This is a genomic window from Pseudomonas sp. BN415, from assembly GCF_029871195.1.
In the GTDB taxonomy this organism is placed as follows: Bacteria; Pseudomonadota; Gammaproteobacteria; order Pseudomonadales; family Pseudomonadaceae; genus Metapseudomonas; species Metapseudomonas resinovorans.
The window spans coordinates 70821-85731 of record NZ_SSOK01000066.1 but is presented as its reverse complement, the minus strand read 5'-3'; the positions used below and the strand labels follow the sequence as shown (position 1 = coordinate 85731).

General features: G+C 61.4%; 12 protein-coding genes. All 12 read right to left on the bottom strand.

Going from position 1 to position 14911, the window contains the following annotated elements; genetic code table 11:
* Nucleotides 1-75: 75 nt before the first annotated feature.
* Nucleotides 76-3600 carry a DNA polymerase III subunit alpha gene (gene dnaE / locus E8F20_RS24460; RefSeq protein ID WP_280286065.1) on the bottom strand — a complete coding sequence of 1175 codons (3525 nt, stop codon included), beginning with the start codon at nt 3598-3600 and terminating at the stop codon, nt 76-78.
* A 106-nt stretch (nt 3601-3706) separates the two neighbouring features.
* A complete protein-coding gene (rnhB, locus tag E8F20_RS24455) occupies nt 3707-4309 on the bottom strand; it encodes a ribonuclease HII (RefSeq protein ID WP_274800825.1) in 603 nt (200 codons plus the stop codon).
* Nucleotides 4309-5442: a lipid-A-disaccharide synthase gene (gene lpxB / locus E8F20_RS24450; protein WP_280286064.1), complete on the bottom strand. Its 1134-nt coding sequence runs from the start codon at nt 5440-5442 to the stop codon at nt 4309-4311. The genes rnhB and lpxB overlap by 1 nt, the downstream gene beginning before the upstream one ends.
* A gap of 4 nt (nt 5443-5446) precedes the next feature.
* Nucleotides 5447-6223: an acyl-ACP--UDP-N-acetylglucosamine O-acyltransferase gene (lpxA, locus tag E8F20_RS24445; RefSeq protein WP_028627454.1), complete on the bottom strand. Its 777-nt coding sequence runs from the start codon at nt 6221-6223 to the stop codon at nt 5447-5449.
* Nucleotides 6220-6660 (bottom strand): 3-hydroxyacyl-ACP dehydratase FabZ, encoded by a 441-nt coding sequence (gene fabZ, locus E8F20_RS24440; RefSeq protein ID WP_028627453.1) that lies wholly within the window; start codon nt 6658-6660, stop codon nt 6220-6222. The genes lpxA and fabZ overlap by 4 nt, the downstream gene beginning before the upstream one ends.
* A 48-nt stretch (nt 6661-6708) precedes the next feature.
* Nucleotides 6709-7770, bottom strand: a complete 1062-nt coding sequence (gene lpxD, locus E8F20_RS24435; protein ID WP_280286063.1) for a UDP-3-O-(3-hydroxymyristoyl)glucosamine N-acyltransferase — start codon at nt 7768-7770, stop codon at nt 6709-6711.
* A complete protein-coding gene (locus E8F20_RS24430; RefSeq protein WP_028627451.1) occupies nt 7770-8273 on the bottom strand; it encodes an OmpH family outer membrane protein in 504 nt (167 codons plus the stop codon). The genes lpxD and E8F20_RS24430 overlap by 1 nt, the downstream gene beginning before the upstream one ends.
* Before the next feature lie 42 nt (nt 8274-8315).
* Nucleotides 8316-10679, bottom strand: a complete 2364-nt coding sequence (gene bamA, locus E8F20_RS24425; RefSeq protein WP_280286062.1) for an outer membrane protein assembly factor BamA — start codon at nt 10677-10679, stop codon at nt 8316-8318.
* A gap of 74 nt (nt 10680-10753) precedes the next feature.
* Nucleotides 10754-12106, bottom strand: coding sequence for a sigma E protease regulator RseP (rseP, locus tag E8F20_RS24420; RefSeq protein ID WP_280286061.1), 1353 nt, complete (start codon nt 12104-12106; stop codon nt 10754-10756).
* 40 nt (nt 12107-12146) lie between these two features.
* A complete protein-coding gene (gene ispC, locus E8F20_RS24415) occupies nt 12147-13337 on the bottom strand; it encodes a 1-deoxy-D-xylulose-5-phosphate reductoisomerase (RefSeq protein ID WP_280286060.1) in 1191 nt (396 codons plus the stop codon).
* Nucleotides 13334-14149: a phosphatidate cytidylyltransferase gene (locus tag E8F20_RS24410; protein WP_280286059.1), complete on the bottom strand. Its 816-nt coding sequence runs from the start codon at nt 14147-14149 to the stop codon at nt 13334-13336. Before E8F20_RS24410 ends, ispC begins: the two co-directional genes overlap by 4 nt.
* Nucleotides 14143-14904 carry a polyprenyl diphosphate synthase gene (gene uppS, locus E8F20_RS24405; RefSeq protein ID WP_028627446.1) on the bottom strand — a complete coding sequence of 254 codons (762 nt, stop codon included), beginning with the start codon at nt 14902-14904 and terminating at the stop codon, nt 14143-14145. Before uppS ends, E8F20_RS24410 begins: the two co-directional genes overlap by 7 nt.
* Nucleotides 14905-14911: the final 7 nt, after the last annotated feature.

Sequence of the window (14911 nt, the reverse complement as noted above, 5' to 3'; positions counted from 1 at the left end):
CCTTAAGGGATCGGGCGCGTTCGGGTCGAGATCAAATCGAAATCGGGCCTCTGCGGGCGTTCTGTCACGTTCGCATCAGCGGTAGTGCAGGAAGACGTTGTCGCGCCCGAACTGGTCACGCAATGCCTGAATCAAAGCGTCGGCCGGCGCTATTCGCCAGTCGTCGCCGAACTGCAGCAGGGCCTTCGCGTCATTACCGCTGTAGTCCAGGGTCAGCGGGCAAGAGCCACGATGACGACCGCAGAGTTCCGCCAGCCAGCGCAGGCGATCGCCCTGAAGGGCACTGAAATCCACCTTCATGCGCAAACTCTCGGCCAGACCGGTGCGCGCCTCCTCCAGGCTGAGCACACGCTTGGCACGCAGGCGCAGACCGCCGGAGAAATCATCGTGACTGACCTCCCCTTCCACCACGACCAGAGCGTCCGTCTGCAGCAGGCCGTGGGCGGCGTTGAAGGCTTCAGCAAAGAGCGACGCCTCGATACGGCCGGAACGATCGTCGAGGGTGATGAAGCCCATCTTGTCGCCTTTCTTGTTCTTCATTACCCGCAGGTTGACGATCAGACCGGCGATGATCTGGGTGTCCCGTGCCGGCTTCAGCTCAACGATGCGCTGGCGGGCGAAGCGGCGGACCTCACCTTCGTACTCGTCGATCGGGTGACCGGTCAGGTAGAGGCCCAGGGTGTCCTTTTCGCCCTTCAGGCGTTCCTTGAGGGAAAGCTCCTTAGCCTTGCGGTGGTTGGCGTAGACGTCCGCCTCGGGCTCGGCGAACAGCCCCCCGAAGAGATCCATGTGGCCGCTGTCGTGGCTGCGCGCCGTCTGCTCGGCGGCCTGGATAGCTTCTTCCATGGCGGCCAGCAACACCGCACGGTTGCGGTCGATACCAGCCTGGTAGGCCTTGGCCTCGTTGCTGAAGAACGGCCCCAGGCGATCGAGGGCACCGCCGCGAATCAGCGCTTCGAGGGTCCGTTTGTTGATGCGCTTGAGGTCGACGCGGTTGCAGAAATCGAACAGGTCCTTGAAAGGTCCACCCTCGGCTCGACACTCCGTGATGGCCTCCACCGGGCCTTCACCCACACCCTTGATGGCGCCGAGACCGTACACGATCTGGCCATCTTCATCGACGGTGAATCGGTACTCGGAATTGTTCACGTCGGGGGCGACGATGCGCAGCTTCATGTGCCGGCATTCTTCGATCAGCGTTACCACCTTGTCGGTGTTGTGCATATCCGCAGTGAGCACCGCGGCCATGAAGGGTGCCGGGAAGTGCGCCTTGAGCCACGCGGTCTGGTAGGAGACCCAGCCGTAGGCGGCGGAGTGGGACTTGTTGAAGCCGTAGCCGGCGAACTTTTCCACCAGGTCGAAGATGTTGCCCGAGAGGTTCGGGTCGATGCCGTTGTTCGAGCAGCCTTCGATGAAGCCGCCGCGCTGCTTGGCCATTTCCTCGGGCTTCTTCTTACCCATGGCACGTCGCAGCATGTCGGCGCCGCCAAGGGTATAGCCGGCCATCACCTGGGCGATCTGCATCACCTGCTCTTGGTACAGGATGATGCCGTAGGTCGGTTTGAGTACGGGCTCCAACCCCGCATATTGGTAGTCAGGGTGCGGGTAGGAGAGCTCGGCGCGGCCGTGCTTACGGTTGATGAAGTCGTCCACCATGCCTGACTGCAGGGGGCCGGGACGAAACAACGCCACCAGTGCGATCATGTCTTCCAGGCAGTCGGGCTTGAGCTTCTTGATCAGCTCCTTCATGCCGCGCGATTCAAGCTGGAAGACCGCGGTGGTCTCCGCCTTCTGCAGCATGTCATAGGTTTTCTTGTCGTCGAGCGGGATACGATCGATGTCCACCAGCGGCAGGCCATGCTTCTCCTGCTCGCGGTTGATCATCTCCATGGCCCACTTGATGATCGTCAGGGTGCGCAGGCCGAGGAAGTCGAACTTCACCAGGCCGGCGGCCTCCACATCGTCCTTGTCGAACTGGGTCACCAGGCCAGCGCCCTCTTCGTCGCAGGCGATCGGCGAGAAGTCGGTGAGCTTGGTCGGCGCGATCACCACGCCACCGGCGTGCTTGCCAGTACCCCGGGTAATGCCTTCCAGCCTCAGGGCCATGTCCCAGATTTCCTGGGCTTCTTCGTCCACCTTGAGGAAGTCCCGCAGCGCTTCTTCCTGGTTGAACGCTGCCTCCAGGGTCATGCCCACTTCAAAGGGGATCATTTTCGACAGACGATCGGCCAGACCGTAGGACTTGCCCTGTACCCGCGCCACGTCGCGCACCACCGCCTTGGCCGCCATGGAGCCGAAGGTGATGATCTGGCTGACCGCGTTGCGCCCGTACTTATCGGCAACGTAGTCGATCACCCGGTCGCGGCCGTCCATGCAGAAATCGACGTCGAAGTCGGGCATAGAGACCCGCTCGGGGTTGAGGAATCGCTCGAACAGCAGGTCGTAGGCCAGCGGATCAAGGTCGGTGATTTTGAGTACGTAGGCCACCAGCGAGCCCGCACCCGAGCCCCGGCCCGGCCCCACCGGCACGCCGTTGTTCTTGGCCCACTGGATGAAGTCCGCAACGATCAGGAAGTAACCGGGGAAGCCCATCTGGATGATGGTGCCGAGTTCGAACTCCAGTCGGTCGATGTAGAGCTGCCGCTTTTCCTCGTAGTCAGGCGTGGTGTCCTTCGGCAAGAGCACGGCCAGCCGCTCTTCCAGGCCCTCGAAGGAAGCATGACGAAGGTAGTCATCAATGCTCATACCATTGGGCGTGGGGAAGTCGGGCAGGAAGTGCTTGCCCAGTTGGACCTCTATATTGCAGCGCTTTGCGATCTCGACAGTGTTTTCCAGCGCTTCGGGGATGTCGGCGAACAGCTCGGCCATCTCCTCAGGGGACTTGAGGTACTGCTGATCGGAATAGTTACGCGGCCGACGCGGGTCGTCCAGAACCCGGCCTTCACCGATGCAGACACGGGTCTCATGGGCCTCGAAATCGCCGGGCTTGAGGAAGCGCACATCGTTGGTCGCCACCAATGGAGCGCCGCAGCGCCCAGCCAGGGCAACCGCGGCATGCACATGTTCTTCGTCGAGGACGCGGGAGGTACGCTGCAGTTCCAGGTAGAAGCGATCCGGGAAGGCGACCTGCCACTCGGCCAGAAAGGCCTCGGCGCCGGCGTGGTCGCCATTGAGCAGGGCCATGCCGATCTCACCTTCCTTGGCACCGGACAGGGCAATCAGGCCTTCGGCAGCTTCTTTCACCCATTCTCGCTGGATGATCACCAGACCATTGCTCTGGCCTTCGGTCCAGCCACGGGAGATGAGTTCGGTCAGGTTGCGGTAACCCTTGGCGTTCATCGCCAGCAGGGTCATGCGGCTCAAGGGCCCGTCCTCCAAGGGGCTTGCCAGCCAGATATCGGCCCCGCAGATGGGTTTGATGCCACCACCCATGGCGGTTTTGTAGAACTTCACCAGCGAGCACATGTTGCTCTGGTCGGTAATCGCCACCGCCGGCATACCCGCTCCCGCCACGGCCTTGACCAGCGGCTTGACCCGTACCAGGCCGTCTACCAGGGAGTATTCGGAATGCAGACGCAGATGGACGAAGGAAGCGGTCATGGAAGTCCTATGCATAACGCGAAAACGACAAGGCCCGGATTGTACCGGGCCATCGAATAAAGCTACAGGCTTGGGGCAAGGTCGCGGACGGGAGCGACAACAGACCTCAGCGGCCGCCCTCGATCAGCTCCCGAACCGGGCCAAAGGAGCGTCGATGGATGGGCGTCGGCCCCAGGCGACGCAAGGCCTCAAGGTGAACTGGCGTGGGATAGCCCTTGTGCCCGGCGATGCCGTAGCCGGGGTAGAGCGCGTCCAGCTCGGCCATCTCGCGGTCGCGACTGACCTTGGCCAGGATAGACGCAGCAGCAATGGCCGGCACCTGGCTATCACCCTTGACAACAGGTGCGCTGGGCACCTTGAGCTTGGGGCAGCGGTTGCCATCGATCAGGGCCAATTTCGGCGTAACGCTGAGGCCCTCCACGGCGCGCTGCATCGCCAGCATAGTGGCATGGAGGATGTTCAGCTTATCGATCTCCTCCACCTCGGCTCGGGCGATGCACCAGGCGAGGGCCTTCTCTCGGATCTCGTCGAACAGTGCATCCCGGCGGGCTTCGGAGAGCTTCTTCGAATCATTGAGACCGATGATCGGCCGCGCCGGATCGAGAATGACCGCGGCGGTAACCACCGGACCGCAGAGAGGACCACGGCCAACTTCGTCGACGCCGGCCACCAGCTCTTCTACCAGGCTGAAATCCAGACCGAGCTGCATCAGGACACTCCAATCAGTTGCAGGACGGCATCGGCCGCCTGGCGCGATGCGTCCTGACGCAGGGAACGGTGAATGACATCGAAGCCATGGGTCTGCACCTCTCCGTCTTCCAGCAAGGGCGAAACAGCCTGGGCCAGGGCGTCGGGCGTCGCGGCATCCTGCAGCAACTCAGGCACCAGCAGGCGCTGGGCCAGTAGGTTAGGCAGCGACACGTAGGGGCTCTTCACCAGGCGTTTGAGAATCCGGTAGGTCAGCGGTGCAACCTTGTAGGCCACTACCATCGGGCGCTTGTACAGCAGGGCTTCCAGCGTGGCGGTGCCGGAGGCGATCAGTACCGCATCGCATGCGGCCAGGGCCTCGTGGGAACGACCATCGAGCAGTTTCAATGGCAGGTCGCGACCGGCGACCATCGCCTCGACCTGTGCGCGCCGCTCCGGACTCGCGCAGGGCAACACAAAGCGAATGCCGGGACGAATCGAACGCAGGCGTTCGGCGGCGTCGAGGAACAAGGCCCCCAACTTGCCAACCTCACCGCCCCGGCTACCCGGCAACAACGCCACCACGGGCGAGTCCTCGGGCAGGTCCAGCGCGACCCGCGCAGCCGCGCGATCGGCCTGCAACGGAATGGCATCGGCCAGTGGGTGGCCGACAAAGCGCACCGGCACCCCATGTTCGTCATAGAACCGCGCTTCAAAGGGAAAGAGCGTGAGCATCAAGTCGCAGCCTTCGCGAATTTTCAACACACGCTTCTGCCGCCAGGCCCAGACCGAGGGGCTGACGTAGTGCACAGTCTTGATACCGGCACGTCGAAGCTTGAGCTCGACACCCAGGTTGAAGTCCGGCGCGTCGATGCCGATGAAGACGTCGGGACGCTCATCGATCAAGGTCTGGATCAGACGCTTACGGCGCGCCAGCAACTCGGGGAGACGCCCAAGCACCTCCACCAGGCCCATGACTGCCAAGCGTTCCATGGGGAAATAGGATTCCAGCCCCTCAGCCTGCATGCGCGGACCACCAACGCCGATGAACTGCACGTCGGGATGGCGCACCTTGAGCGCCTGCATAAGGGTGGAACCAAGGATGTCGCCGGACGCCTCGCCGGCAACCAGCGCGATGCGCAAAGGACGATTCATGGGCTCAGCGGGTGATGCCGCGGGTCGAGGACTGGATGGAGTCGCGGAAAACAGCAACTTCCGGAAACTGGTCGGAGGTCTCGGCGAGTTCGGCCAGTGCCTGCTCGACGGTCAAGCCCTGGCGGTAGACCACCTTGTAGGCACGACGCAGGGCAGCAATGGCTTCGGCACTGAAACCGCGACGGCGCATACCCTCGAAGTTCATGCTGCGGGCCTCGGCCGGGTTACCAAAGACGGTGACGTATGCCGGCACGTCTTTGCCGATGGCCGTGCCCATACCCGAGAAGCTGTGGGCGCCGATACGGCAGAACTGATGCACCAGGGTGTAACCGGAGAGAATCGCCCAGTCGTCCACATGTACATGGCCGGCCAGCGCGGTGTTGTTCACCAGAATGCAATGATTCGCGATCACGCTGTCGTGACCGATGTGAACATAAGCCATCAGCAGATTGTGGTCGCCAATGGTGGTCTCGGATCGGTCCTGCACTGTGCCGCGATGGATTGTCACGCCTTCGCGGATCACATTGTGATCACCAATCACCAGGCGAGTCGGCTCACCCTTGTACTTCAGGTCGGGAGTGTCCTCGCCCACCGAAGAGAACTGGTAGATGCGGTTGTGCTTTCCGATACGGGTCGGTCCCTTGATGACCACATGCGGTCCGACCACGGTCCCCTCGCCGATTTCCACATCGGGTCCAATGATCGACCAGGGGCCGACCTGAACGCCATCCGCCAGCTTCGCTGCCGGATCGATAATGGCGCGAGGGTCAATCAAACTCATAGTTTGCGTTCCGCACAGATGATCTCGGCCGAGCATACTTCCTTGCCATCGACGCTGGCATTGCAGTCGAACTTCCAGATGCCGCGTTTGACGCTGAGGAACTGCGCACTGAGGATCAGTTGATCACCCGGCAGCACGGGCTGGCGGAAGCGCAGTTTGTCGGAACCCACGAAGTAGTAGAGGGTGCCGTCAGCTGGTTTGACGTCGAGCATCTTGAAACCGAGGATGCCGGCCGCCTGGGCCATGGCTTCGATGATCAGCACACCTGGCATGATCGGGTGCTGCGGGAAATGGCCGTTGAAGAAGGGCTCGTTGATGCTGACATTCTTGTAGGCGCGAATGCGCTTGCCTTCAACATCCAGCTCCACCACTCGATCCACCAGGAGGAAGGGGTAGCGGTGCGGCAGATATTCGCGAATCTCGTTGATGTCCATCATGTTCCTGGAGCCTTTTCAAAGTATTGGGGATGCACGGCGCTACGTAAATCAGGCTTCTGATGAAGCATCCCCGCCCGGGGTCACTGCCGCCAGGCGTTTTTCCAGTTGCTGCAGACGACGCGCCATGTCGTCCAACTGGCGAATACGGGCAGCGCTCTTCTTCCACTCCGCGGCAGTCTGCATCGCGGTACCGGAAGAGTAGGCACCCGGCTCGGTGATATTTCGAGTCACCATGGTCATACCGGTGACGAACACGTTGTCGCATACCTCAATGTGGCCAACCATCCCCACACCACCGGCGATCATGCAATTGCGGCCAATCTTGGTGCTGCCGGAAATGCCAACGCAGCCGGCCATGGCAGTGTTGTCACCAATCTGCACGTTGTGCGCGATCATGATCTGGTTATCCAGCTTCACGCCATTACCGATCAGGGTATTGGACAGGGCACCGCGGTCGATGGTGGTGTTGGCACCCACCTCGACGTCGTCACCCAGGACGACACCGCCGATCTGCGCAATCTTCTGCCAGACGCCCTTGTCGTTGGCAAAGCCAAAACCTTCGCCACCGATCACGGCGCCAGACTGAATCACCACGCGCTTGCCGATGATCACATCGTGGTAGAGCGTCACACGCGGAGCCAGCCAGCCACCTTCACCGATCACAGTGCGGGCACCGACCACGCAATGAGCGCCCAACGTCACCCCGGCACCGACCTGTACGCCGGACTCGATTACCACATAGGCACCGACGCTCGCGCTCGGATCGACCTTGGCATCTTCGGCGACCACGGCAGTCGGATGGATGCCAGGTTGAGCCTTGGGCTTGGGGTCGAACAGATGGGAAAGCTCGGCATAAGCCAGGTAGGGGTTGGCCACCACCAGAGCATTGCCGCTGTAACCTTCGGCATCGGCCGGGGTCAGCAATACAGCGGCAGCACGGGTGTCGGCGAGGAACTTGCGATACTGCGGATTGGCCAGGAAAGTGAGTTGGCCCGGACCGGCTTCCTGAAGGGTAGCCAGGCCACTGATCGCTGTGCCTTCGGCACCACACAGGGTGGCACCGAGGCGTTCGGCCAGTTGGCCGAGAGTGAAGACCGGGGCAGTCATCATCAACGCTGCTGATTCATGCGCTCGATGACTTGGCGGGTGATGTCGTACTGCGGCTTGACGTCAACGACAGCACCACGCTCCAGCACCAGGTCAAAGCTGCCCTTCTTCAGGACCTCTTCAACAGCCTTGTCCAGCTTCGGCTTGAGTTGCTTGAGCATGTCACGATCGGCGACAGCTTTCGCTTCGTTCAGTTCCTTGGACTGGAACTGGAAGTCACGAGCCTTTTGCTTGAACTCGAGCTCCAGGCGCTCACGCTCGGCCTGCTGCATCTTCTCGCCGTCTTTCACCAGACGGTCCTGAATGCGCTTGGCGTCGCTTTCAAGGGTTTTCAGTTTGTTCAGCTGGGGGCCGAACTTCTTCTCTGCATCGACGGCGTATTTCTTGGCGGCGTCGGATTCGAGCAGGGCCATCTGATAGTTCAGAACCGCAATCTTCATTTCTGCGAAAGCCGGAGTCGCCATCAAGGCAGCGGCAACCAGAACGAATTGAGTCAACTTACGCACGATGCAACTCCTGCAACACATACTGTTGTCTTGATGAAATGCTTAGAAAGTCTGGCCCAGGGAGAACTGGAACACCTGGGTATCGGCATTGTCCGGTTTCTTGATCGGCATGCCCAGACTGAAGCTCAACGGACCTAGCGCAGTAATCCAAGTCAGGCCTACACCGACCGAACTCGCCAAATCACCTGCGTTGATACTGCTGCAATTGGTCGCAGTGGACGAGCAACTAGTGTCGAACACGTTACCCACGTCCCAGAACAGCACGGTCCGAAGCTGGCGCTGATCCTTGACGAATGGCAGCGGGAATAGCAATTCCACACCACCCTGGATCAAAACGTTGCCACCGAAAGGCAGCGGATCCTGGTCCGGGTCAGCCGCGGTTCCTTCGTTGCCAGTTACAGCCTGACCACGACTAGGTGTGCTGCGCGGCCCTAGGCTGCTGTCTTCGAAGCCGCGTACCGAGTTGAAGCCACCCGCGAAGTAGTGTTCGTAGAACGGCAGCTCGGAGGTGGAACCATAGCTGTCGCCATAACCCAGTTCGGTGTGCCAACGCAGCGCCGTGTTCTGGGTCAGCGGCGTGAACAGCTGGCCACGGTAGTCGAGCTTGTAGAACGACAGATCGCTACCCGGAATGGTGCTTTCCAGCACCAGGCTCTGGGAGTGGCCGCGTGTAGCCATTACGCCTTTGTTCAAGGTCGATTCGGACCAGCCGATCGAGCCCTTGAAGTTGGTGTAGCTATCGCCTTCTTCCTTAAGGAAATCGAAGATCTCGTCGACGGTGTATATACCGGTGTTGATCTTGTCCTGCTGCACGGTCAGGCCATAGGTCAGACGCGCAGTTTCGCTGATCGGATAACCGATGCTGACACCGGCACCGTAGCTGTCCACCGCATAGCTGGATACATCGGTGTCGAGGTCATCGTAGTCGGTACTGCGGTAGAAGGCGTTGTAGCCCAGACTCACGCCATCCGGAGTCCAGTAGGGGTCGACAAAGCCGAAGTTGTAGCGGGTCTGGTACTCGGAACGAGTCAGACCGATGCTGACCTTGTTACCAGTACCCAGGAAGTTGTTCTGGCTGATGGAACCACCGAGGATCAGACCGGCACTCTGGGCGAAGCCCACGCTGGCGGTGATGGAGCCGGACGGTTGCTCTTCCACGGTGTAGTTCACATCGACCTGGTCGTCGGTACCGGGCACCTGCGGGGTCTCGACGTTCACTTCCTTGAAGAAGCCCAGGCGCTCCAGACGAGTTTTGGACTGGTCGATCAGATAAGTCGACGCCCAGCCACCTTCCATCTGGCGCATTTCGCGACGCAGCACTTCGTCTTCTGTCTTGGTATTGCCACGGAAATTGATGCGATTGACGTAGGCACGCTTGCCCGGGTCCACCACGAAGGTGATGGAAACGGTGTTGTCCTCGTCATGAGCTTCCGGCACGCCGTTCACGTTGGCGAAGGTATAACCCTCGTTACCCAGGCGGCGGGTAATCAACTCAGACGTGGTCGTCATCACCTTGCGCGAGAAAACCTGCCCCTGCTGTACCAGCAGCAGCTTCTTCACTTCGTCCTCGGGCACCTTCAGGTCGCCGGAGAGTTTCACGTCGCGAACGGTGTACTTCTCGCCCTCGTCCACGTTGACGGTGACGTAGACGTGCTTCTTGTCCGGGGTGATGGATACCTGCGTGGAAGAGATATCCATATTGATGTAGCCGCGATCCAGGTAGTAGGAACGCAGACGCTCCAGGTCGCCGGACAGCTTTTCGCGGGCGTACTTGTCGTCGTTTTTGAAGAAGGACAGCCAGTTGGTGGTCTTCAGCTCGAACAGGTCGATCAGATCCTCATCGGAGAAGACCGTATTGCCGACGATGTTGATGTGCTGGATGGCTGCGACCGAGCCTTCGTTGATCTTGATCTTGAGCGCTACGCGGTTGCGCGGCTGCGGAATCACGTCAGCCTCGATCTCGGCGGAATAACGGCCCTGGGCGACATACTGGCGCTGCAGCTCGTTACGCACGCCTTCGAGGGTCGCGCGCTGGAAGATTTCTCCGTCAGCCAGGCCCGACTGTTTCAGGCCCTTGAGCAGGTCTTCGGTGCTGATGGCCTTGTTGCCCTCAATCTCAATGCTGGAGATCGACGGGCGCTCGACTACGGTGATAACCAGCACGTCGCCTTCGCGGCCCAGTTGGATATCCTGGAAGAAACCCGTCTTGAACAGGGCGCGGGTGGCCTCGACCAAGCGGCGGTCATCAGCTGTGTCGCCGACGTTGAGTGGCAGTGCGCCGAATACGCTGCCAGCGGATACCCGCTGCAGGCCATTGACGCGAATGTCGGAGATGTTGAAGGACTCGGCGTGAACCTCGGCGATCATGAGTGCGGCAAGCACCGCAGGTAGCAGCAGGCGTTTCATGAAGTCCTTTTTTATTCCAACCGGTAATAAAGAATCTGCCGCACAAGGCGGCAGACTCGGCATTCAGTGACTTGTTACAGACGGCTCAGATCGTTTACCAGGGCGAGCAACATCACCCCCACGACTAGACTGATACCGATCTGCACCCCCCAAGCCTGCACCCGCTCTGACAATGGACGACCTCGCGCCAATTCGATCAGATAGAACAGCAGGTGCCCCCCATCCAGGACAGGGATTGGCAACAGATTGAGAACCCCCAGGCTTATGCTCAGATAGGCGAGGAAGTTAAGGAAATCCCCCACCCCGGACTGGGCCGAAGCGCCCGCCACTTTAGCAATGGTTATCGGCCCGCTCAAGTTTTTTACCGAGAGCTCGCCGAGCAACATTTTCTTTAGGGAATCCAGAGTTAGCAGGCTCATGGACCAAGTCCTGGCCGCTGCCTCGGTCACCGCGTCGAGCGGACCAAAACTGACCTCCCGAAGCATTTCCGGCGGCCATTCAATGCCTTTCACCCCCGCGCCAAGGTAACCACTACGGGCTTCGCCCTCGCCACGGCTAGCCAGGGTCAGTTGAACTTCGCGAACCTGGCTGTCGCTCTCGACGCTAAGCGTGACTCGCTCGGCGGGACGCTTGCGCACCCGCTCCACCAACTGCTGCCAGTCATCAAGCGGCTGGCCGTCAAGGGCCAGCAGGCGGTCACCGATCTTGAGTCCTGCCGCCTGGGCCGGCCCCTTCGGGTCGAGTTCGGCAAGCACCGGCGGGATGGCCGGACGCCAGGGCGTGATACCCAGAGCGCCAATAGGGTCAGGCTCATCGGCACCCTTGAGCCAAGCGTTCAACTGCAGCTCTCGGAACTGTTCGGTTGTGGCGCCAGCCTCACGCACGCCGACCTGGAGCGCGCCGCTTTCACCCAGTCGGCGAACCAGTTGCAGATTCACCTGGGACCAGCCGCTGACGGCCTTCCCGTCCACCGAAACGATTTCCTCGCCAGCTTCAAGGCCAGCCCGAGCGGCAATGCTGTCCGACGCGACACTGCCGATGACAGGCCGCACCTGCTGACTGCCGAGCATGGCCAGCACCCAGAAGAACAACAGTGCCAAGAGGAAGTTGGCGACGGGGCCGGCAGCCACGATGGCGATGCGCTGCCCCACCGTTTTGCGGTTGAAGGATTGGTCGAGCAACTCCGCAGGCACGTCCGCCTCGCGCTCGTCCAGCATCTTCACGTAACCGCCAAGAGGGATGGCGGCGATAACGAACTCGGTGCCGTGGCGATCATGCCAGCGGAACAGCGCCGTGCCGAACCCTACGGAGAAGCGCAGGACCTTGACCCCGCAGCGCCGCGCCACCCAGAAGTGACCGAACTCGTGGAAAGTGACCAGCACCCCCAGAGCGACCAGGGTGCCAAGAATCATATATAGAGTACTCATCGGTTTCCTCTGGAGCAGGTGGTCGCTTGAGGGCTACCTGCTAGCGATCTTGACGGACCAACCACTGCTGCGCAGCTGCCCGGGCACGGGCGTCTGCCTGCAGCACGGAATCCAGCGTTTCGACAGCCGTCGCCGCTTCGCGGTTCAGCACTTCGTCGATGATACTCGCGATCTCGGTGAAGCGGATGCGTCTATCCAGGAATGCCGCCACAGCCACCTCATTCGCAGCGTTGAGCATGGCCGGGGCGCTCCCCCCCTCCTCCGCCGCCTGGCGAGCCAGCCGCAGGCAAGGAAAGCGCACTTCGTCCGGGGCCTGGAAGTCCAGGCGAGCCACGGAGAACAGATCGAGCGGCGATACCCCGGAATCAATGCGCTCCGGCCAAGCCAAGGCGTGAGCGATGGGAGTGCGCATATCCGGATTACCGAGCTGCGCCAACACTGAGCCATCCACATAATCCACCAAGGAGTGGATCACGCTCTGCGGGTGAATCACGACCTCAACCTGGGCCGGGCTGGCATCGAACAGCCAGCAGGCCTCGATCAGCTCCAGCCCCTTGTTCATCATGCTGGCCGAGTCCACGGAAATCTTGCGCCCCATGGACCAATTGGGATGAGCACATGCCTGCTCCGGGGAAACGTCCGCCAGCCGCTCCAGCGGCATCTCACGGAAGGGACCGCCAGATGCAGTCAGCAGAATGCGACGCACGCCAACAGGTGCGAGCCCACGCGCATAATCCTGCGGCAGGCACTGGAAGATCGCGTTGTGCTCGCTGTCGATCGGAAGGAGCACGGCACCACTCTTGCGCACCGCTTGCATGAACAAGGCACCGGACATCACCAGCGCCTCCTTGTTGGCCAGCAACACCCGCTTGCCTGCCTCGACCGCCGCGAGAGTCGGCTTAAGACCTGCAGCACCCACAATGGCGGCCATCACAGATTCCGCCTGCGGGTGTGCAGCGACTTCGCAAAGCCCTTGCTCGCCCACTAGAACGCGAGTTTGCAAACCGGCCGCCAACAGGCCGCCCTGAAGGTGCCGGGCCGCATCGGCATCCGGCACTACGGCGAACTCGGGACGATGACGCAGACACAAGGCTTCCAACTCACCCAGACGGCTGAAGCCACTGAGGGCGAAAGCCCTGTACCGGTCGGGGTGACGACCGATGACATCCAGGGTGCTTAGACCGATGGAACCGGTGGCCCCCAGCACGGTAATGCGTTGCGGCTGACTCACAGCGCACCCCAGCCGGCGGCCCATAGCAGCGCGGCGAAAAGCGGAATGGCCGCCGTCAGACTATCGATTCGGTCCAGCACACCGCCATGGCCCGGCAACAGATTGCTGCTGTCCTTGATGCCGGACTGGCGCTTGAACATGCTCTCAGTCAAGTCACCTACCACTGAAATCAGTACCACCAGGGCCGCACCCGCCAGGGCGAGCAGCAGCTCTGAACCGACCCAGCCGCGGTAGAAACCGACACCAGCAGTAATCAGCAGGCTGGCCAGCAGCCCTCCTATCAAGCCTTCCCAACTCTTGCCAGGACTTACCTGAGGGGCCAGCTTGCGCTTGCCGAAGGCCTTGCCGGAAAAATAAGCACCGATATCGGCCGCCCAGACCAGCACCATCACGGCCAGGATCAACCAATTGGCCAGCGGCCACTGCTTGAACAGCACCAGACCTTGCCAGGCTGGCAACAGGATCAGCAGGCCAATCACCAGCTTTCCAGGCGTACCGCCCCAGTAGCGACTGGTTTCGGGATAGCCCAGCACAAGGACAGTCGCCGCGCCCCACCAGAGCACACCCAGCACCAGGACCAGGGGTGCCAGGGCCGGCACGAGATAGAGCCCATACAGCAGCGCCGCCACGAGCAGGCCGTAGGCGATGCGCAGGGGTTGAGGCGAAAAGCCCGCCAGGCGTGCCCACTCCCAACCGCCGAGGCTTACCACGGCGCCGATGAACAGGGCGAAGGCGCCGCCATCCAGCCAGAAGAAGCCTGCAAGGGCGATCGGCAACAACACCAGGGCGGTGATGACGCGTTGTTTCAGCATTTGGCTCGGGCCTCGGCTTCTAGCTGCTCGCTGGTCTTGCCGAAGCGACGCTGTCGCTTGGCAAAGTCTGCCAGCGCCTTGCGCATGGCTTCGTGCTTGAAGTCAGGCCAGAAGAGATCGGAGAAATACAGCTCGGCATAGGCGAGCTGCCAAAGCAGGAAGTTGCTGATGCGATGCTCGCCACCGGTGCGAATGCACAGGTCGGGCAGCGGAAGGTCGCCGGTGACCAGGCAACTTTGCAGCAACTGCGGGGAAATATCGTCGACCTGCAGGTGACCAGCCTGAACCTCACGAGCCAGGCGCTGTGCGGCCTGGGTGATGTCCCACTGTCCGCCATAGTTGGCGGCGACCTGAAGGACGAACTTCTGATGGCTGGAGGTCAATTGCTCAACCTCGCGCATGGCGGCCTGCAGCTCCGGGTGGAAGCGCGAACGATCGCCGATGATGCGCAAACGAATATCGTTCTGGTCCAGGCGCCGCGCCTCACGGCGTAACGCCCCCAGGAACAATTCCATCAAGGCGCCGACCTCGTCAGCCGGGCGCTGCCAGTTCTCACTGGAGAAGGCGAACAGGGTGAGCACTTCGACGCCGGCCTCGGCGCACACCTCGATCACCGCCCGGACCGCATCCACGCCAGCCTTATGGCCGGCGACACCGGGCAGCAGGCGCTTCTTCGCCCAACGGTTGTTACCGTCCATGATGATTGCCACATGCCGTGGCACCGCGGGGTACGCGCCTTGCTGGAATTTGTCCATGACGATT

Bases quoted from the DNA above. Each gene is read 5' to 3' on its own strand.
- rseP (WP_280286061.1), bottom strand. From the start codon at position 12,106: ATGAGTACTCTATATATGATTCTTGGCACCCTGGTCGCTCTGGGGGTG.
- lpxA (WP_028627454.1), bottom strand. From the start codon at position 6,223: ATGAGTTTGATTGACCCTCGCGCCATTATCGATCCGGCAGCGAAGCTG.
- uppS (WP_028627446.1), bottom strand. From the start codon at position 14,904: ATGGACAAATTCCAGCAAGGCGCGTACCCCGCGGTGCCACGGCATGTG.
- fabZ (WP_028627453.1), bottom strand. From the start codon at position 6,660: ATGATGGACATCAACGAGATTCGCGAATATCTGCCGCACCGCTACCCC.
- E8F20_RS24410 (WP_280286059.1), bottom strand. From the start codon at position 14,149: ATGCTGAAACAACGCGTCATCACCGCCCTGGTGTTGTTGCCGATCGCC.
- rnhB (WP_274800825.1), bottom strand. From the start codon at position 4,309: ATGCAGCTCGGTCTGGATTTCAGCCTGGTAGAAGAGCTGGTGGCCGGC.
- bamA (WP_280286062.1), bottom strand. From the start codon at position 10,679: ATGAAACGCCTGCTGCTACCTGCGGTGCTTGCCGCACTCATGATCGCC.
- lpxB (WP_280286064.1), bottom strand. From the start codon at position 5,442: ATGAATCGTCCTTTGCGCATCGCGCTGGTTGCCGGCGAGGCGTCCGGC.
- lpxD (WP_280286063.1), bottom strand. From the start codon at position 7,770: ATGATGACTGCCCCGGTCTTCACTCTCGGCCAACTGGCCGAACGCCTC.
- dnaE (WP_280286065.1), bottom strand. From the start codon at position 3,600: ATGACCGCTTCCTTCGTCCATCTGCGTCTGCATTCCGAATACTCCCTG.